The sequence below is a fragment of the Couchioplanes caeruleus genome (assembly GCF_003751945.1).
GTDB classification, from domain to species: Bacteria; Actinomycetota; Actinomycetes; order Mycobacteriales; family Micromonosporaceae; genus Actinoplanes; species Actinoplanes caeruleus.
In genome coordinates this window covers 3,108,590-3,125,925 of the sequence record NZ_RJKL01000001.1, presented here as the reverse complement: position 1 = coordinate 3,125,925, position 17,336 = coordinate 3,108,590, and the positions used below count along the sequence as shown (strand labels likewise).

General features: G+C 69.1%; 19 protein-coding genes, 1 tRNA gene and 1 other RNA gene. 14 read left to right on the top strand and 7 right to left on the bottom strand.

The genetic code is table 11. The features are described from left to right. The first annotated feature begins 184 nt into the window (after positions 1-184). From EDD30_RS13790 to EDD30_RS13750, 9 genes are all read left to right on the top strand, one after another. Complete coding sequence (locus EDD30_RS13790; RefSeq protein WP_071802798.1) at positions 185-700, top strand: PadR family transcriptional regulator; 516 nt, start codon at positions 185-187, stop codon at positions 698-700. A gap of 66 nt (positions 701-766) precedes the next feature. Further along, positions 767-1,879, top strand: a complete 1,113-nt coding sequence (gene prfB / locus EDD30_RS13785) for a peptide chain release factor 2 (protein ID WP_071802797.1) — start codon at positions 767-769, stop codon at positions 1,877-1,879. 153 nt (positions 1,880-2,032) lie between these two features. Continuing rightward, positions 2,033-2,713, top strand: a complete 681-nt coding sequence (gene ftsE, locus EDD30_RS13780) for a cell division ATP-binding protein FtsE (protein ID WP_071802796.1) — start codon at positions 2,033-2,035, stop codon at positions 2,711-2,713. 68 nt (positions 2,714-2,781) lie between these two features. Further along, on the top strand, positions 2,782-3,657 hold the full coding sequence (gene ftsX / locus EDD30_RS13775) for a permease-like cell division protein FtsX (protein WP_071802795.1): 876 nt from the start codon (positions 2,782-2,784) through the stop codon (positions 3,655-3,657). Between the two features lie 124 nt (positions 3,658-3,781). Further along, entirely contained in the window at positions 3,782-5,047 is a 1,266-nt protein-coding gene (locus EDD30_RS13770) for a M23 family metallopeptidase (RefSeq protein ID WP_244945242.1), read from the top strand. Between the two features lie 77 nt (positions 5,048-5,124). Continuing rightward, a complete protein-coding gene (smpB, locus tag EDD30_RS13765) occupies positions 5,125-5,601 on the top strand; it encodes an SsrA-binding protein SmpB (protein WP_071802793.1) in 477 nt (158 codons plus the stop codon). A 64-nt stretch (positions 5,602-5,665) separates the two neighbouring features. After that, entirely contained in the window at positions 5,666-6,283 is a 618-nt protein-coding gene (locus tag EDD30_RS13760; protein ID WP_143162526.1) for a cellulose binding domain-containing protein, read from the top strand. A 69-nt stretch (positions 6,284-6,352) separates the two neighbouring features. Further along, positions 6,353-6,731, top strand: a transfer-messenger RNA (tmRNA) gene (ssrA, locus tag EDD30_RS13755). Positions 6,732-7,070: 339 nt separating this feature from the next. After that, positions 7,071-7,748 carry an NADPH-dependent F420 reductase gene (locus tag EDD30_RS13750; RefSeq protein WP_071802791.1) on the top strand — a complete coding sequence of 226 codons (678 nt, stop codon included), beginning with the start codon at positions 7,071-7,073 and terminating at the stop codon, positions 7,746-7,748. Between the two features lie 474 nt (positions 7,749-8,222). On the opposite strand, the gene EDD30_RS13745 is transcribed toward EDD30_RS13750, so the two are convergent. The 3 genes from EDD30_RS13745 to EDD30_RS13735 form a co-directional block, all read right to left on the bottom strand. After that, complete coding sequence (locus tag EDD30_RS13745) at positions 8,223-9,158, bottom strand: anti-sigma factor RsbA family regulatory protein (protein WP_071802790.1); 936 nt, start codon at positions 9,156-9,158, stop codon at positions 8,223-8,225. Positions 9,159-9,195: 37 nt separating this feature from the next. Next, the gene (locus EDD30_RS13740) at positions 9,196-10,182 is read right to left on the bottom strand and encodes an MEDS domain-containing protein (RefSeq protein ID WP_071802789.1); all 987 of its coding nucleotides are present in this window, start codon (positions 10,180-10,182) and stop codon (positions 9,196-9,198) included. 93 nt (positions 10,183-10,275) lie between these two features. Continuing rightward, a complete protein-coding gene (locus EDD30_RS13735) occupies positions 10,276-11,082 on the bottom strand; it encodes an S-methyl-5'-thioadenosine phosphorylase (RefSeq protein ID WP_071802788.1) in 807 nt (268 codons plus the stop codon). Between the two features lie 112 nt (positions 11,083-11,194). Between EDD30_RS13735 and EDD30_RS13730 the strand changes: the two genes are divergently transcribed. Both EDD30_RS13730 and EDD30_RS13725 read left to right on the top strand, forming a co-directional pair. Further along, positions 11,195-11,743 (top strand): YqgE/AlgH family protein, encoded by a 549-nt coding sequence (locus EDD30_RS13730; protein ID WP_071802828.1) that lies wholly within the window; start codon positions 11,195-11,197, stop codon positions 11,741-11,743. 71 nt (positions 11,744-11,814) lie between these two features. Continuing rightward, positions 11,815-11,887 (top strand) — tRNA-Ala (locus tag EDD30_RS13725). Here the strand turns inward: EDD30_RS13725 and EDD30_RS42015 are convergent. Further along, complete coding sequence (locus EDD30_RS42015; protein WP_394328208.1) at positions 11,879-12,166, bottom strand: tyrosine-type recombinase/integrase; 288 nt, start codon at positions 12,164-12,166, stop codon at positions 11,879-11,881. The two genes, EDD30_RS13725 and EDD30_RS42015, sit on opposite strands and share 9 nt — an antisense overlap. Positions 12,167-12,405: 239 nt before the next feature. After that, positions 12,406-12,864 carry a cold-shock protein gene (locus tag EDD30_RS41465; RefSeq protein ID WP_084556045.1) on the bottom strand — a complete coding sequence of 153 codons (459 nt, stop codon included), beginning with the start codon at positions 12,862-12,864 and terminating at the stop codon, positions 12,406-12,408. 45 nt (positions 12,865-12,909) lie between these two features. Here EDD30_RS41465 and EDD30_RS13710 point away from each other — a divergent pair, with 45 nt between their 5' ends. Both EDD30_RS13710 and EDD30_RS13705 read left to right on the top strand, forming a co-directional pair. Beyond that, positions 12,910-13,173: a ribosomal protein L7/L12 gene (locus EDD30_RS13710; protein WP_143162525.1), complete on the top strand. Its 264-nt coding sequence runs from the start codon at positions 12,910-12,912 to the stop codon at positions 13,171-13,173. Positions 13,174-13,265: 92 nt separating this feature from the next. Further along, positions 13,266-13,520: a hypothetical protein gene (locus EDD30_RS13705; protein ID WP_143162524.1), complete on the top strand. Its 255-nt coding sequence runs from the start codon at positions 13,266-13,268 to the stop codon at positions 13,518-13,520. 220 nt (positions 13,521-13,740) lie between these two features. Here the strand turns inward: EDD30_RS13705 and pdxR are convergent, their stop codons facing one another. Continuing rightward, positions 13,741-15,123 carry a MocR-like pyridoxine biosynthesis transcription factor PdxR gene (gene pdxR, locus EDD30_RS13700; RefSeq protein ID WP_071802826.1) on the bottom strand — a complete coding sequence of 461 codons (1,383 nt, stop codon included), beginning with the start codon at positions 15,121-15,123 and terminating at the stop codon, positions 13,741-13,743. 73 nt (positions 15,124-15,196) lie between these two features. Here pdxR and EDD30_RS13695 point away from each other — a divergent pair, with 73 nt between their 5' ends. Then, entirely contained in the window at positions 15,197-16,069 is an 873-nt protein-coding gene (locus EDD30_RS13695) for a DMT family transporter (RefSeq protein ID WP_143162523.1), read from the top strand. Positions 16,070-16,266: 197 nt separating this feature from the next. On the opposite strand, the gene EDD30_RS13690 is transcribed toward EDD30_RS13695, so the two are convergent. Beyond that, a complete protein-coding gene (locus EDD30_RS13690) occupies positions 16,267-16,938 on the bottom strand; it encodes a tetratricopeptide repeat protein (protein WP_244945241.1) in 672 nt (223 codons plus the stop codon). Positions 16,939-17,336 lie beyond the last annotated feature (398 nt).

The window sequence follows — 17,336 nt, the reverse complement described above, 5'->3', positions numbered from 1 at the left end:
GAGCGCCGTCTGACCGTTTTCGTGCTCCATTCTACCGCGTGACACTCGTCCTCAAGGGCGAAACGCCCGGTCACGACCCTCGTGGTCGGACTGTCTGTGCGGGACAGTCGCTTGTGGAGACGCAAATTGGACGGATCGGGCGAAATCCTGGACGGCGGAGCCACAAAGTGGCAGCTTAGAAGGCATGCCCGACTCTCAAATCAATCCCACGGCTGCCGCACTGCTCGGCCTGCTGCACGATGGGCCGATGACCGGCGGACAGCTCATGGCGGCTGCCGAACGCCGCCTCGGGCCCTACTGGTCGATGACGCGGAGCCAGGTCTACCGCGAATTGCCGGTCCTTGCCGAGATGGGCTTCGTCCGCCTCGGCAAGCCCGGACCACGGTCCAGCCAGCCCTATGCCATCACCGCCGCCGGCAAGCGTGCCTTCAGCCGGTGGCTCGCCGAGGCACCCGGCCGCGATGCGATCCGCAACCCGGTCGCCCTGCGCGTCGCCTTCGGCCAGCAGCACGCCGGTGGCCAGCTCAAGACGCTTTACACCGGCGCCAACGAGTATCACTCGGAGGCGCTGGCCATGGCTCGCGAACAGGCCAAGGAGGCCAAGAAGGCGGGCGACGCGTACGGCGCCGCCGCGCTCGAGTTCGCCGTCGCGTACCACAAGGCGGCCCTGACTTGGCTCAAGGCCGCACCCGCGGAGTGATGGCGGAACTACGCACCACGGGCCGCCCGGCCACAACAGGGGCCGGGCGGCGTATTCTTGACCGTCGTGAGTGCAGCCGACTTTCCTGAACAGCTCAAGGCCCTCGACGCCACCCTTCGCAACATCGAGAACGTGCTCGACCTCGACAAGCTGCGCCGGGACCGTGCGGAGCTCGAGGAGCAGGCCTCCGCCCCCGACCTGTGGGACGACCAGGCCCGGGCCCAGGACGTCAACTCCCGGCTGTCGTACGCCTCCGGCGAGATCTCCAAGCTCGAGCGGCTCCGCTCGCGCCTCGACGACGCCACCCTGCTGCTGGAGATGGCCCAGGCCGAGGGCGACGACGCCTCGGTGGCCGAGGTCGGCGACGAGATCGTCGGGCTCACCAAGGCCATCGAGGAGATGGAGGTCCGCACCCTCCTCTCCGGCGAGTACGACTCCCGCGAGGCGCTCGTGGCCATCCGGGCCGGTGCCGGCGGCGTGGACGCCGCCGACTTCGCCGAGATGCTGCTGCGGATGTACCTGCGCTGGGCGGAGCGCCACGGTTACCCCACCGAGGTGTACGAGACGTCGTACGCGGAGGAGGCGGGCCTGAAGTCGGCGACCTTCACGGTCAAGGTGCCCTACGCGTACGGCACGCTGAGCGTCGAGTCGGGCACGCACCGCCTGGTCCGGATCAGCCCGTTCGACAACCAGGGCCGGCGCCAGACGAGCTTCGCCGGCGTCGAGGTGATGCCGGTCGTCGAGCAGACGGACCACATCGACATCCCCGAGAACGAGATCCGGGTCGACGTCTACCGTTCGTCGGGTCCCGGTGGACAGAGCGTCAACACCACCGACTCCGCCGTGCGCCTCACGCACACCCCCACGGGCATCGTCGTGACGTGCCAGAACGAGAAGTCGCAGCTCCAGAACAAGGCGTCCGCGATGCGGGTGCTGCAGGCGCGGCTGCTCGAGCGCAAGCGCCAGGAGGAAGAGGCGAAGCTCGCCGGCCTCAAGCAGGACACCACCGGTTCGTGGGGCGACCAGATGCGCTCGTACGTGCTGCATCCGTACCAGATGGTCAAGGACCTGCGCACTGAGCAGGAGACGGGCAATCCGTCCTCGGTTTTCGACGGTGAGCTCGACGACTTCATCCAGGCCGGCATCCGCTGGCGCAAGCAGACCCAGATGGCCGGCTAGACTGACCGCGACACGCCGCCTGAACGATGAGTCAGGCGGCGTTCACGTTCGGTGTTTCTCGCGCCCGGCACGCCGAAGATCTGCCCCGAAGGACACGAAAACCGTCCACCGGCGGGCTTGGCGTTTCCGTTACACCGCGTAGACTCTCCACCCGTGATTCAGCTCGAGAACGTGACGAAGACGTATCCGAAGGCGTCTCGGCCGTCGTTGGACGATGTCAGCGTCGGTATCGAGAAGGGTGAGTTCGTCTTCTTCATCGGCCCCTCCGGTTCCGGCAAGTCGACGATCATCAAGCTCCTGCTGCACGAGGTCGCCCCCTCGCGCGGCAAGGTGGTGGTGAACTCGAAGGACGTCACGGCGATGCGGTCCTGGAAGATTCCGCACTTCCGCCGCTCGATCGGCTGCGTGTTCCAGGACTTCCGGCTCCTGCCCAACCGCACCGCGTACGAGAACGTGGCCTTCGCCCTGGAGGTCATCGGCAAGACCAAGGCCGTGGCCCGCCGGGTCGTGCCCGAGGTGCTCGAGCTGGTCGGCCTCGGCGGCAAGGAGCACCGGTATCCGCACGAGCTCTCCGGCGGTGAGCAGCAGCGTGTCGCGGTGGCGCGGGCGTTCGTCAACCGGCCGCTGATCCTGCTGGCGGACGAGCCGACGGGCAACCTGGACCCCGACACGTCGATCGAGATCATGCGCCTGCTCGACCGGATCAACCGGACCGGCACGACGGTCGTGATGGTCACCCACGACTCCAACATCGTCAACCAGATGCGCCGCCGGGTCATCGAGATCGAGAGCGGTCGGATCGTCCGCGACCAGGCGCGCGGCGTCTACGGCTGACAATCCCGGGCCCCGCGCCCCTTCCGCTTTTCTGATCTTCGAACGCGGAGTCCCGGAAGGAACCCCCGATGCGTTTCAAGTACGTCCTCAACGAGGTTCTGGTCGGTCTGTGGCGCAACGTCACGATGACCATCGCCATGATCATCACCATGTCGGTGTCGCTGACCATGCTCGGCGCCAGCGTGCTGATGTACATGCAGGTCGACCAGATGAAGGACTTCTACTTCGGCAAGGTCGAGGTCTCGGTCTTCCTCACCGACAACGTGACCGACGCCGAGCGCGAAGCCGTCAAGCAGGTGATCCTCCAGAGTCCGCTGGTGCAGTCTCATGAGTACGAGAGTCGCACGGATGCGTACGAGAAGTTCAAGGTGCTCTGGCGGAACTCTCCGGACTTCGTGAAGTCCGTGCGCCCGGACAGCCTGCCCGAGTCGTACCGGGTCAAGCTCAAGGACCCGGAGCAGTATCAGGCCTTCAACGAGCAGATCGCGAAGACGCCGGGCATTCAGGACATCGTCGACCAGCGCGAGCTGCTCGACAAGATCTTCAAGATCTTCAACACGGTCCAGGTGATGGCGCTGGGGGTGGCCGCCTTCATGGCCCTGGCGGCGCTGTTGCTGGTCGGAAACACCATCCAGGTGGCCGCGTACAGCAAGCGCCGTGAGGTCGCCGTCATGAAGCTGGTCGGCGCGTCCAACTGGTTCATCCAGGCGCCGTTCGTGCTCGAGGCGGTGGTCGCCGGCCTCATCGGCGCGATCCTCGGCTTCGGCATCATCTTCACGCTGAAGATCGTGCTTCTCGACGGCCGGCTGCAGGCCCTCGCCAACGTCCTGACGCCGATGCAGAACAGCGACGTCTTCCTGATGCTGCCGCTGCTGGCCGCCGTCGGCGCGGGCGTCAGCGCGATCACCGCCTGGGTCACTCTGCGCTTCTACCTGAAGGTCTGAGGCTCGAGCGCCCTTCCGGGCGACAAACGCCGATCGCCGCGCATCTCATCCGAGATGCGCGGCGATTGCCGTTCTGCACGATTTCACCGAAAAACTCCGTTACGTCAGAGTACGGTGACTCTTCGTGGAGCCCAAGAGACGCCGACATCGCCGCTTTCGTGCCGCGCTGACCGTGTGCCTGAGCGGGCTCTGCACCGCGGGGCTCCTGGTCACCGTCCCCGGCGCGGTGCATGCCGACCCGTCCTCGGACGACGCCCGCAGGGCGAGCCGGGCCGTCGACCGGGCCGAGGCGATCCTCGAGGACGCCACCGCGACCGCCCGCAGCGCCGCCCGGCGCCTGGAAGTCGCGACGGCAGCTCTGCCCGCGGCGCAGGAGAAGGTCGCCACCTCGCGCGGCATCGTCGCCGCCGCCTCGGTGCAGGCCGCGACCGCCCGGCGCAAGGCCGACACCGCCCGCCGGGCGTACGACCGCACCGCCGCCGCCTTCGAGGTCGCCCAGAGCCGGGTGGACCAGGCCCGTGAACGGGTCGACGACATCGCGGCCGTGTCGTACATGGGCGGGAACATCGCGACCGTCAACGTCCTCGTCGAGGCCCGCGGAGCGCAGGACGCGATGGACCGGATCGGCCTGATCGAGCAGGTCATGCGCAGGCAGCAGGAGGACGTCAACGAGTTCGCCGGGGCGCGGCGCTCGGCCCGTATCCATCAGGACAAGGCCGGGCTCGCCAAGCGCACCGCCGAGGACGCCGAGCGCGAGGCCGCCGACAAGCTTGCCGCGGCGCGCAGCGCTCAGGCGGCGGCGCAGCGGGCCCGGGCCACCATGATCAAGCTCGCGCAGAGCCGCAAGGCGGCCCTGCGCCTTGCCCGTTCCCAGCGCGCCGCCGTGCTCGCCAAGTACGAGCAGGCCAAGGCCGAGGAGGAACGGATCCAGGCCGCACTGCGCGGCTGGGACGAGAAGAACGGCGGCAGCTCCTACACCGGCGGCATGCTCCGGATGCCTGTCCACGGCTGGAAGACCAGCGACTTCGGTAGCCGGTTCGACCCCTACTACCGGGTGTGGCAACTGCATGCGGGCATGGACATCGCCGCCGGCGGCGGCACCCCCATCCACGCGGCGGCGGGCGGCCGGGTCATCCAGGCGAGCTGGAACGGCGGGTACGGCAACTACACCTGCATCAACCACGGCCGGAAAGGGGGCCGGAGCTTCACCACCTGCTACGGCCACCAATCCAAGATCCTGGTCCGGTACGGCGAGTACGTGCGCCGCGGCGAGGTCATCGGCCGGGTCGGCACCACCGGCGCGTCCACCGGATACCACCTGCACTTCGAGACGCGCTTCGGCGGCGTACCGAAGAATCCGGCGAATTATCTGCCGCGCTGTCTGTGCTGACCCGGCGCTAAGATGCAGAGGTCCGGCCGAACGGTCGGGCCTTTTTTCTGCAGTGTCACCGGGTGGGGGAGTCGAACATGCCGCGCGAACAGGGGCGCAAGGTCGTGGCCTCCAACCGCAAGGCGCGGCACGACTACGCGATTCTCGACACCTACGAGGCCGGCATGGTCCTGACCGGCACCGAGGTCAAGTCGCTGCGCGCCGGGCGCGCCTCCCTGGTCGACGCCTTCGGCCACGAGAACCAGGGCGAGATCTTCCTGCACGGGATGCACATCCCGGAATACACCCAGGGCACCTGGACCAATCACGAACCGCGCCGCACCCGCAAGCTCCTCCTCAAGCGCGAGGAGATCAGCAAGCTGATGGGCAAGCTCCGCGACGACGGCGTCACCCTCGTGCCACTCCAGGTCTACTTCCACAACGGGTACGCGAAAGTCGAGCTCGGCCTGGCCAAGGGCAAGAAGGCGTACGACAAGCGCCAGGACCTCGCCGCCCGCGACGCCGCCAAGGAGATCAACCGAGCGATGGGTCGCCGGAGCAAGGGGATGGATTGACGGGTACCCTCGCCGCGGCCCGTTCATCCGCGCGAAGGGACCGCCGTTGCCCGGCAAACACGCCGTGAGACAGTTCGGCCTGCCCCGGTACTCGTTCGTGGTCGTCGCCGCCACGATGCTCGTCATCCTGGCCACCTGGGTGGCCGTCCGGGCGGCCGGGCCGGACGAGCGCCGGACTCCGATCCTGATCGTGCCGTCCGCGTCGGCGCCGTCCACGTCGCCCGGGGCCACGACCGGTCAGGCCCTGCCGATCGCCTCACCGGCGGCCTCGACGCCGGTCGCTGCACCGCAGAGGACCCCAGCGTCGCGGGTGCCGGAGCGCGCCATCGCCAAGCCCGCCCCTTCCTCGCCCCCCGCCGCCCCGAAAGCGGCCTTCACGGCCGACTACCGGACCGGCGCCCAGAGGAACCGCGCCCTCCTCGGCACGATCCAGGTCGTGAACACGGGCACCACGGCCCGCGGCTGGCAGGTGACCCTCACCTACGACCCCCGCGCCGGAGTGCGGCTCACCCAGGCCTGGAACGCCGAGATCAGCCGTTCCGGCGACACCTGGACCATCACCGGCGGCACCCTGGCACCCGGAGCCGGCGCCACCGTGGGCTTCCAGGCCACCAAGCGGACCCGCGACCCCGTCCGGCCGTCCGGATGCGTGGTGAACGGCACACCCTGCCGCATCGCCTGATACCGGAATGAACTCCGGGCGCGGACGCGTTAGGCTTGTACGGCTGCCGCAGTGGCGGTGGCGCTACGAGGGGGTGACTGGTTTCGACTTCGTACGTGGAGACAGGGGAAGCGAGCCGAGGAAGCCGACGTCGTCTCGAGAATCGGTCGTCGGAAACCAATAAGCGCCAAGGATAACTCCCGCGCTGACTTCGCTCTTGCCGCCTGAGGTAAGTAGCAAGTCTGTCGGACTGAGCACACCTCCGGCTCAGATCTCCGGCATCAGCTAGGAGGTTGGCCAATCGGTCCCGGTCGCGGGGGCCGTGCGGCGAGATTAATCAGCGACTGGGCCCGTCACACCGACTCGCTCACGTGATCGGTGGGGCCGAGTAGAGGCACAGTGAGCTGCGCTCGGAGAAGCCCTGACAAAACAACGAAGGACCCGGGTTCGATTCCCGGCACCTCCACTGGAGATCAACTTCGGCGGCCACCACTTGGTGAGCCGCCGAAGTTCGTTGTCGGCAAAATTGGCCGGGGCGGTGCGTCCATGCGCCGGACCAGCGTGTCGGGCTCGTCAGAGACGGTCGGCAGCCGCCATCGTGACCGGGACTGTTGGCACGCCACGGCGAGTGTCGCCGCTCCGGCCTGCACGCGACCGCGCTAGGAGGCTGGGGGAGCGCCGCAGCGACTACCGCGCTGATCGTGTCGATTCGGCGGTGGTCCGCCGACAGCGGCTGGTGTCGGTGTGCCGCCTGTCACGGTGTGCTGCCGAGCGGAATCGGCCGGGGATCGCAGAAGTTTCCGCTGGCATGACGACGATCGGACTCATCGGCAGTGGCAATATCGGCAGCACAGTGGCGAGGCTGGCGGTCGCCGCCGGTCACGACGTGGTGCTGAGCAATTCGCGGGGCCCTCAGACCCTTCAGGACCTGGTGTCCGAGCTGGGGCCGAAGGCGCGTGCCGCAACCCCCGCGGAGGCGGCCGCGTCCAGCGACATCGTGGTGGTGACCGTGCCGCTGCGGGCGTACCAAGACGTTCCGGCGGCGCCCCTGGCGGGCAAGGTGGTCATCGACACCAACAACTACTACCCGGAGCGCGACGGCGTCTTCACCGAGCTGGAGGACGGCTCCAGCACCACCGGTGAGCTGCTGCAGAAGCATCTCTCGGAAGCCCGCGTGGTGAAGGGATTCAACAACATCTGGTTCGAGCACCTTCGGTCCCTGGCGCGACCGGCGGGCAGCGCGGACCGGTCCGCGCTGCCGATCGCCGGTGACGACGCCGCCGCTAAGCAGGCGGTCTCCGAGCTCTTCGACAGCCTCGGCTTCGACACCGTGGACGCCGGCCCGCTCGCTGAGAACTGGCGCACCCAGAGGGACACTCCGGTATACGTGACTCCGTACGGTGCTTTCGGGGAGCTTCCTGGCACGCCGGCGAGCGCGCAGGTCGTACGTGAGGCGCTCGCCGCGGCGAAGCTCACCGCAGGCTGAACCCTTCCTCCGGCTCGGGGTCCGCCGAGTGGCGAAAGGCTATGGGAGGAAGGTCTGGGCCGTCGGCCGGTGCGCCGGGCGAGCGTAGTTCGGCGAGCGTGGCTCGCAGCTGTTGTATCTGATCCTTCGGGTTCGAGTAAGCGGCGAGCATCTCCACGAGTCCCAGGGGCCCCCTGTCCACGGAAAGCGCGGACCGGGGGCCCCGTCTTGTCTGCTCCGGGGGCCGAGTCCCCGGACGCCCCGCGGTGCGGTGGGGAGCCTTCGGGGCCTGTTGCGGTGGGTGGCGCCTTCGGCGGTGGGGCGGCTTCGCCTGGCGCTTCACTTGGTTTGGCGGCTTTGCTGCCGCCTGCCGCCTGCCGCCTGCCGCTGCCGTCAGGGTTCGACTTTGCGGCCTTTGCCGTCCGGGTCTTCCGGCAATCTCGTCTTGGGTTGTCGCCCGTCTTCCAGATGGAGGTGGGGTGTGGAAGGCCGGAGTCAGAGGTATTTGTGGAGGCGGATCGTGGTGGTGGTCGGGGTTGTATAGATACGGACGAGGTCGCAGAGGTCGTTGGTGAGGATGAGGCCGTAGCCACCCTGGCGGTCTGGTGAAGGTAGGAGGCGGCCGGCGAGGGGGTCGGACAGGTGCCCGGCGTCGTCGACCTGGCAGACGAGGGTGCCGTGCTCGGTCCAGATGGTGATGCGGCCCCGCCCTGAGGTGTGTTCGATGGTGTTGGCGGCCAGTTCGTTCGCGGCCAGAACCAGCTCCTCCGTCGCGTCGGCGGAGAGGGATGCGGCGGCGAGGCGGCGTACGAAGTAGCGGACCGCCGCCAGGGACGAGTGCTCGCCGTAGACCAGGAACTCCGCGTCCGGCGGTGGTGCCGGCAGCTCGTGGTTGAAGGTGGACGCCGTCTCGAACGGATCGGCGTACCGGTCGCTGGCGCGGTGGCCGCCGAACTCGATCATCGTCGGATGGGTACGCCAGGCGTCCTCGACCATCGACGGGTCCAGCCGCTCGACGTCGTACGGGCACAGGATGGCGGCGTCGCGGCCGGCGAACGCCGCGTTGATCAACGCCTCGTGCGCGGCGCAGGCGGGATATTCCAGCGCCGTGCGACCCTGCCAGATCGGCTCGCCGATGATCGAGACCCGGCGGCCCGGGTGGTCGGCCGCGAAGGTGAGCAGCACGCGCGGAATGATCCGGCCCGGATTGCGGCCGGCCACGGCCATGTCGGCGAAGACGACCCGGTCGGCGACGTCGGCCAACGCCTCACGCATCAGCTCCAGGTTCGTCCCCGGGACGGCCACCAGGACCGGCTCGCCCTCTGCCACGGCGGAGTGGACGAAAGCGGTGCAACCCGCGACGTATTCATGTTCGCCGCGGTAGAGCAGCGCGGGATGGTCGAATCGCGCAACGGACCTGTGGCCGGTCATTCGGAAAATCCCTCTTCGCACGCTCGGGTGCAGTCGGTCATGCGGAGTCTGTTTCGGCGTCCGTGTCGGGCGCATGCGCTCCCTGGGCGCCTTGGAAGTCGAGTCGGTCACTGTGGAAGCCCAGTCGGCCGCCGTGCACATCGAGTCGGTCGCCGTCGAGGCCGAGCAGGTGCCGGCCGCCCTGCCGGGCGAGCGCTCCCCGGTCGCCGTGGAAGTCCAGCAGCCGGGACAGGGTCGGCGAGGTGCCCACGAGCCGGAGCCTTCCCGCGGAGCGCTCCACGGCGTGCGACAGGATGCGCCCGGCCGCCGTGTCGGCGAATCGCAGCCCGGACACGTCGACCTCCGCCACCGTGCCGTCACCGGGATGGCCGTCGACGAGATGCTCGATCACCGACATGAGCGCCTGCCGGTTGAAGATGTCCGCCTCGCCCGCCAGGCGCAACCCGTAGGGATTCCGGGTGAGCCGCATGCGCAGCGCGGACGCCGGGTCGAACGGCATGCCGGTGCCGGCGGCGCCGGCATGCGTCCCGGTGTGCCGGCGCAGGCTCAAAGGATCGAAGAGCCGCCGATCGTACGCGCAGATCCCCAGCAGGTAGCCCTCGGCGAACAACGCGTTCAGTCCCGCCTCGAAGCCGGGCAACAGCTCGGCGCCCGGCACGGGCCGGCACGCCCACGACATGTCGACGATGAGCCGCAGGCCCCGGCAACCGTCGTGGCGCGCCCTGTCCCGTTCCTGTCGCAGGAAACCCATGGCCACGGCCGGATCGAAGGCACCGGTGGCGTCCAGGCAGAACGACTCCGTTGTCGACGCCCGCAGGCTACCGGACGCCAGCGCCACGGCGGTACGCACGCCGCGGTGCTCGATCGCGGCTAGGACGGTCTCGGGCTCGTCACCGCAGTAGACGATCCTTTCGCTCTCCCGCAGGCCCGCGCGGACGACGTCGGCCAGCGTGTCGAGGCGCACGGTCTCGTCGTCGACGATCCAGCAGACATGATCACCGGAGGTGACCTTATCGAGGAGCACGACCTTCCCTACCCGGTTTTCGGCTACGTGCCGTACACCGTACTCGGGAAAACTGTTGCGGAGGGTAACTCGTGAGGGTGATGTGGCGAAATCTCAGGGGAGGTCGATCGGCAGCTTGATGCCGTCCAGCGTCGATGGGCAGGCGCACTCCCGCTCGGCCGGCAGCCGGGTCACCGTGTCCAGCAGGATGTCGCGCAGCTTCGCCGTGTTCTCCGTGAAGACACGGAAGACCTCGCTCATGGTGACCCCGTGCTCGCCCTCGACACCGGCGTCCAGATCGGTCACCAGCGCGATGGCGGTGTAGCAGAGCGCCAGCTCCCGGGCGAGTACCGCTTCCGGGTGACCCGTCATGTTGACGATCGATCCGCCGATCTCGGCGAACCAGCGCGACTCCGCCCGGGTCGAGAACCGCGGCCCCTCGACCACCACCATCGTGCCGCCGTCGACCGGGCTCACCCGCTCCCCGGCGGCCAGCACGGCGCGGCGGCCGACCGGACAGTACGGGTCCGCGAACGAGACGTGCACCGCGCCGCTGTCGTAGTACGTCTGTTGCCGGCCGCTGGTGCGGTCGATGAGCTGATCGGGTACGACGAAGGTGCCCGGGCCCAGCTCAGGGCGCAGGCCGCCGACGGCGCAGGGCGCGACGATCTGGCGTACACCCAAGGAGCGCAACGCCCACAGGTTGGCCCGGTAGGGAATCTTGTGCGGTGGGAACCGGTGGTCGCGGCCGTGCCGCGGCAGGAAGGCCACCCGTCGGCCGCCGACCTCGGCGATCGTGATCCGGTCCGACGGCGCACCGTAGGGCGTGGACACGTCGTGCTCCGTCGCGCCGTCCAACAGGGCGTAGAGGCCCGATCCGCCGATGACGCCGATCTCCGCCTCTGGGGGTCGCTCGTTCATGCGCAGACCTTATCGGTGGCCCGAACCGCAAGCTAATGTCCAAGCATGGCGGGAGAGCGAGGTCGTCGTGTTCAGTGAAGAGCAGCGTGTCGGAGGTCGGTCGGTGGAGTCGATGACCGGTCAACTGCTGGTCGCGACCCCGACGCTGAAGGACCCCAACTTCGACCGTACGGTCGTGCTGCTCGTCGCCCACGAAACCGGCGGCGCGCTCGGCGTCGTGCTGAACCGAGCGACCGAGGTCCCCGTCTCCGACGTCCTGGGCGACTGGGGCGCCCTCGCGGGCGACCCGGCGGTCCTCTTCGAGGGCGGCCCGGTCCAGCCCGAATCGGCGATCTGCCTGGCCCGCACCCGCCCCGAGATCAAGAAGCGAGTTACCGGCTTCCACCAGGTCGCAGGCAGCCTGGGTACGGTCGACCTCTCGGCCGATCCGGACCGGCTGCGGGAGAGCGTGGCGGGCATCAGGGTCTTCGCCGGCTACTCGGGCTGGTCCTCCGGCCAGCTCGAGGACGAGATCGCGGCCGGCTCCTGGTTCGTCTTCGACGCCCTGCCCGGCGACCCCTTCGTGAACCGCCCGGACGACCTCTGGGCCATGGTCCTGCGCCGCCAGGGCGACATCCTGGCGGCGGTCGCGCACTTCCCGCCGGACGTGTCGCTGAACTGAGCCCCTCCCGCGAACGCGGGCCGGACGGGTGTGTACTATTCCCTCTGTGCCCGGGCGACCGGACATGGCAAGGGGCTGTGGCGCAGCTGGTAGCGCACCACACTGGCAGTGTGGGGGTCAGGGGTTCGAGTCCCCTCAGCTCCACCCTTGTGAAACGGCCCGGACCTGAGGTCCGGGCCCTCTTGTTGTGCCAGATCCGTGCCAGATCATTCGCCGGCCTTGCTGCGAGCCTCCACGATCAGCGCGTTTGAGCGCAGCGGCGATGGCGTCGTCTCGGTCACGGCTCGCGTGCTGGTAGATCATCGCCGCGCGGATGCTGGAATGCCCGATGCGGGCCATCAGCTCTTTGAGCGTGGCACCGCTCTGCGCGGACCAGGTGCTGCCGGTGTGGCGAAGGTCGTAGAGGTGAAGGCCGGTGTCCATCGGTATGCCGGCGGCTCTGAGCGCGGCGTGCCACACTCGATTGAAGTTACGGCGGGGGATGCCGCCCTTCGGTCCGGCGAAGAGCCGGCCGGAGGCAGTCCCCTGAATGTTGAATCTTGAGCAGGCGCGGTGGGTCTGCAGCCCGTAGCGTCAGGGCGCCGGTCGGCACTGGCTCGCATACCCCTTGCCGCTCTTGAGCCTCTCCGCGCCGGGGTGACCGGTGGGCGCACGCCAAAGGGCTATGCCTGCGGCCCTGCCGTGTCGTCTGGGTGGCGTGGACCGAAGGTCAGTGTCAGCGAACTGTGGTAAGCGGCAGAGCCGTCCTGGGTTCGGGTTCGATCGGGCGGCTCGATGTCACTCGTCCAGACCTTCACCGCCCGATAGGCGAAACCGTCCTGGCTCGCTGCTTCGGCGCGGAATGAAACGTGCTGCCCTCGCGCCAACTCTTGGTATCCATCCATGGCAATGGCGGAGAAGTGCACCCAGCACCCGCCCGGCACATCCGGGCCGTCGATGACGCCCCAGCCTTCCTCGGCGTCGAAGGTGCGCACTGTACCAATGCTGATCACGGGCCCAGTCTGCCTGACACCGCGCAGTTCGCCGAACGCGCGCCCTTGCCTGCCGCGGACAATGAGCGGACCGCCGATAGTCGGCACCGTCCATGACGCAGTGCTGACCTGCCGCAACAGGTGCGTCATGGTGAGGTGTTCGATGGGACTCGGTACGCTTCCGACGTGACTCACATGGCTGAGCAGATGGCGCGGACCCGGCTCTTGACGGAGATGGCGCGGCGGATGTTGGCTGCCGGTGCTGACGCGGACCAGATCGCCATTGTGCTGCTCCGGCGCACAGATTCGCCAATCTCGGCGATCAAGGCTGTTGCCGACGCCACCGGCTTGGGCCTGGGCGACGCCAAGTGGGTCATATGCCGCAACCTGGCCCCGCAGAGCCGCGAGGCTGCGGAACGCCTGTGGGATGACCTGCTCGGCGATCTTGCAGCTCCATAAGAAGTTCCGGCGCGCCGGGACCGGATCGCCAGGACTCGTGAACGGTGTTACCGGCCGCCCATCTCGACGCGAAGGACAGACTCGTACGCCGGTTGATCCGGCCGACCACCGGCTCACCGCACACCTATGAACGCGCCAGCTACCTCCGCAGCCTGCTGCTGCTGGCGCCGGAAGAGCCGCGGAACACTATCTACCTGCTTGACTGCGAAGCTGACGTGCGATTGCTCGCTGTCCGAAACACCGCGCTCACTGACGACGCCCTCCGCTGGCTCGCCGAATTGCGCGACGGCCTCGTCGAGCATTCCCATCTCAAAGCCGCCGCGACCGAGCGACTTCACACCCCTTGACCATCTACAATGGCCGCATCTGGCACCCCTGACCTTGTGTTAGTGCAGCTATTAGAAGCGCACTGCGCCGGCTCGGGCGTACTGTCATGCCGCCATCCGCGGCTGAATACGTGTCGCGAAACCGAGTGGCAGCAGCCGAAGTCGTCGCCCAAGCTCGTGCGTTTCTGTCATCGACTCGGCCGCCGGAAGCCTGACATCTTTTGGCGGGCACGTCGGCCACTCATACGGCATGACACAGGGCCCGGCTCGTGGCGAGCAGCCGGACCGCATCGGTCAACTCGTCCGTCGTGTGCGGCGCGTAGCCGAGCACCAAGCCAGGCGGACCGCCGGGCCGCGAGCGCAGCGAGGACAAAGCGATCGGGCCGAGCCCGAGGGTGCGTGCCTCCGCCGCGAGCGCCTCGTCGTCGACCTCCGCCGGCAGCTCCACCACGAGATGCAGGCCGGCCGCGATGCCGGCGATCTTTGCGTACGGTAGGTGGCGGCGTACGGCGGCCACCAGCGCGTCGCGGCGCTGCCGGTGGATGCGCCGGGCGCGGCGCAGGTGCCGGTCGTAGCCGCCGCCGGCGAGGAATTCGGCGAACGCCAACTGCTCGACCGCCGGCCCGCCGTTGTCCGCATCGGCCTTGACCGCGCGCAGCCGGTCCAGCCACGCCGGGGGCGCCACCAGCCAGCCGAGGCGCAGCCCCGGCGCCAGGACCTTGCTGACCGAGCCGACCAGTGCCACCCGCTCCGGTGCGAGGCCCTGCAGGCAGCCGACCGGATCGCGGTCGTAGCGGTACTCGGCGTCATAGTCGTCCTCGACGACGAGCGCGTCGGTGCGGCCGGCCCAGGCGAGCAGCTCGGCGCGCCGCCGGGGCGCGAGCACCACGCCGGTCGGGAACTGGTGCGCAGGGGTCAGCAGCACGGCTCGCACCCCGGTACGGGCGAGCGCCGCCGTGTCCAGCCCGGCCGCGTCGACCGGGACGGCGACCGGCTCCATGCCCAGTCGCACCAGGTGGTCGCGCAGCGCGGCCGGGCCGGGGTCTTCGACCGCGACCCGCCGGACGCCCTCGGCCAGTAGGACTCTCGACAGCAGCGCCAGGCCCTGGGTGACGCCTGCGGTGACGATCAGTCCGTCGGCCGGCACCAGCGCGGCGCGGACCCGGCCGAGATACCCGGCGAGCTCCTCGCGCAGCCGGGGCACCCCGGCTGCGTCGCCGTAGCCGAAGTCGACGTCGAGCGCGGTCGCCAGCGCCCGCTCGTACGCGCGGCGCCAGGCGTTGCGCGGGAACATGCCGAGGTCCGGCACGCCCGGCCGAAGCGGCGCCACGGATCGGGCCGGCGCGGTGGCGGCCGGTGGGCCCGGCGGTGCGGGCGCGGGCAGGGTCGCCACGGTCGTGCCGAAACCGCGCCTGGTGACCAGGCGGCCCTCGGCGACCAGTTGCTCGTACGCGCCGACCACCACGCCGCGCGAAACGCCCAGGTCGGCGGCGAGGTCGCGGGTGGACGGCAGCCGGGTGCCGGGCGCGAGCCGGCCCCGGCCGATCGCCTCGCGCAGCGCGCCGACGAGTTGGTCGCCGACGCGCGTCCGGGAGCGGTCCAGCTCGACCAGCGCCTCCCACACCGACAAGTGGTCCTCCAATCGCCGCTCGAATTGGCACTGTAGCGTGGACCACCGCAGCCCTAGCGTATTGGCCGTGATCAACCGCTACGTGGCTATGTGCGTCACCACCTCGGCGATCCTCGGCGGCTCCTTCACGGTCAGCCGCGAGATCTTGTCCTACCCGGCGCTGTCCGGCCAGGCGATGCGCTACAGCGTCGCCGCCCTGGCGCTGTTCGCCGTCGTCGCGGCCGGCCGCCGCCGCGTGCGCCCGACCGCGCGCGAGTTCGTCCGGCTCGCCGCGGTCGCCGCGACCGGGCTGGTCGCGTTCAACCTGCTGCTGCTGTTCTCGCTGCGTCACGCCGACCCGGCCGTCGTCGGCACGATCGTCGGCGGCAGCCCACTGCTGCTCGCGCTCCTCGGTCCCCTCCAGGAGGGCCGCCGCCCGGCGCTGCGGCTGGTCGCCTCCGCGAGCGTGGTGGTCGTCGGCGCGGCGCTGGTGCAGGGCGGCGGCTCGGCGGACGCGTACGGCATCCTCGGCGCACTCGGGCTGCTGGTGGCCGAGGCGGCGTTCTCGCTGTTCGCCGCGCCGCTGCTGCCCCGCCTCGGCGCCGTACGGGTGTCGGCGTGGAGCACGGCTCTGGCGGTACCGATGCTGGTCCTGGGGATGGCCGCCACCGGTGAGGCACCCCGGACGCCAACGGCCGCGGAGGCCGGCAGCCTGCTCTTCCTCGGGCTGGTGCTGACCGTGCTGGCCTTCGTGGCCTGGTACACCGGCGTCAACGGCCTCGGCATCGAGCGCGCCGGGGTGTTCGTGGGGCTGGTGCCGGTGTTCGCACTGCTGACACTGGCGGCGGTCGACGGCGTCGTGCCGCAGCCGTTGCAGGTGGCCGGGGTGCTGGTGGTGACCGGCGGGCTTGTCGCCGGCCTGCGGGTGCGCACCCCGGCGCGATCGCTCGCACCTACCTGACCCCGGACGCCGCCGCGGATGCTTAGGGCTGTTGATCAGGAAAGGCTTGTTGATGGCGAGTTGGTTGTGTGGTTGCCACCGCCGCAGACGTAGGCCATGCCACGGTCGCCGACTCCTCGTCGCGGCTACTCAGACCCATGCGGTCGCACTGGTCGACACGCTGCGGCGGGCCTGTGACTACATCGGTGCCATCCGCCTCATGCCAGTCCTGCTGGAGGTGGGTGTTTGCGCCCTGAGGATTCCGCGAGGACAAGATGTGCTCGAGCGGTGGAGGTGTCGGGGTGGTCGGTGCCCAGGAGCCGCTCCCGGTCGGCGATCACCTGTCGCAGCAAGTGTGTGGCTTCAGCGGTGCGTCCGACCGAGGCGTACGCGAGTCCGAGGTCGCAACGGGCGGTGAGGGTGTCGGGGTGGTCGGTGCCCAGGAGCCGCTCCCGGTCGGCGACCGCCTGCTCACGATGCCGGATCAGGTCGCTGGGATGAGGCTGTGCGGTTTGACTGCGGGTCCCTGTTCTGACCAGCATCTGAGCTGGGTTGGTCGGGGTAGATGCCTCGGAAAGTTCGAAGTGCTTGTTCCTGGAGCCGGTGATCCAGTATCGACCTGCCGACATTCCCTTGGGGTCGGTCAGCACCAGCACTGCGTACCCGAGGTGCAAAAGATCCTCAAGAGCGGTTTCGGGTAGATCGATCAACCGGATTTGCAAACGCTCCGCATCTGGACCATCGGTCTCCGGGTCGCCATCGAGGTGTCTTGCGAGGGCTTCGCGCAGCGAGCGCAGAGCCGCAGCCAGCGGCGTCGGTGCCTGCTCCGCGCGTGCCGCGCCAGTCCGCAATGCCGCGGCAACCACCTTCGTCACGTCAGCAACGTCCACAGCGGCACATCCCTTGGTCGTATCGTCATCCTCCGGACAACGGTTCCCGACAGCGACTGTTGACATACGTCGGGCCGGCGATCCGTGGCCCGCGAAGGTCACCATAGTATCGATGCAGCCGGGTTTCGGCACTCGCTCGAGGGAATGCTGGGCCCGGTTATCAGGCTGACTTTCCCGGGGCGGCATAGTGCCTCGCCCGCTGTGCGGCGTGTCAATCGACCGGCGAGATGGTTACGGTGTTTGAGACTACGGCACATTGGATCGACCGGTAGGGTGCGGTTCCCGCGCCGATACAACTGGGCGGAGCAGTAGGCCAGACCCAGCCCGTGGGGGCGGACAGGAAATAGATGTTTCCAACCCAGTAGGTTCCTGCGCACACTACCGACGCACACGTATAG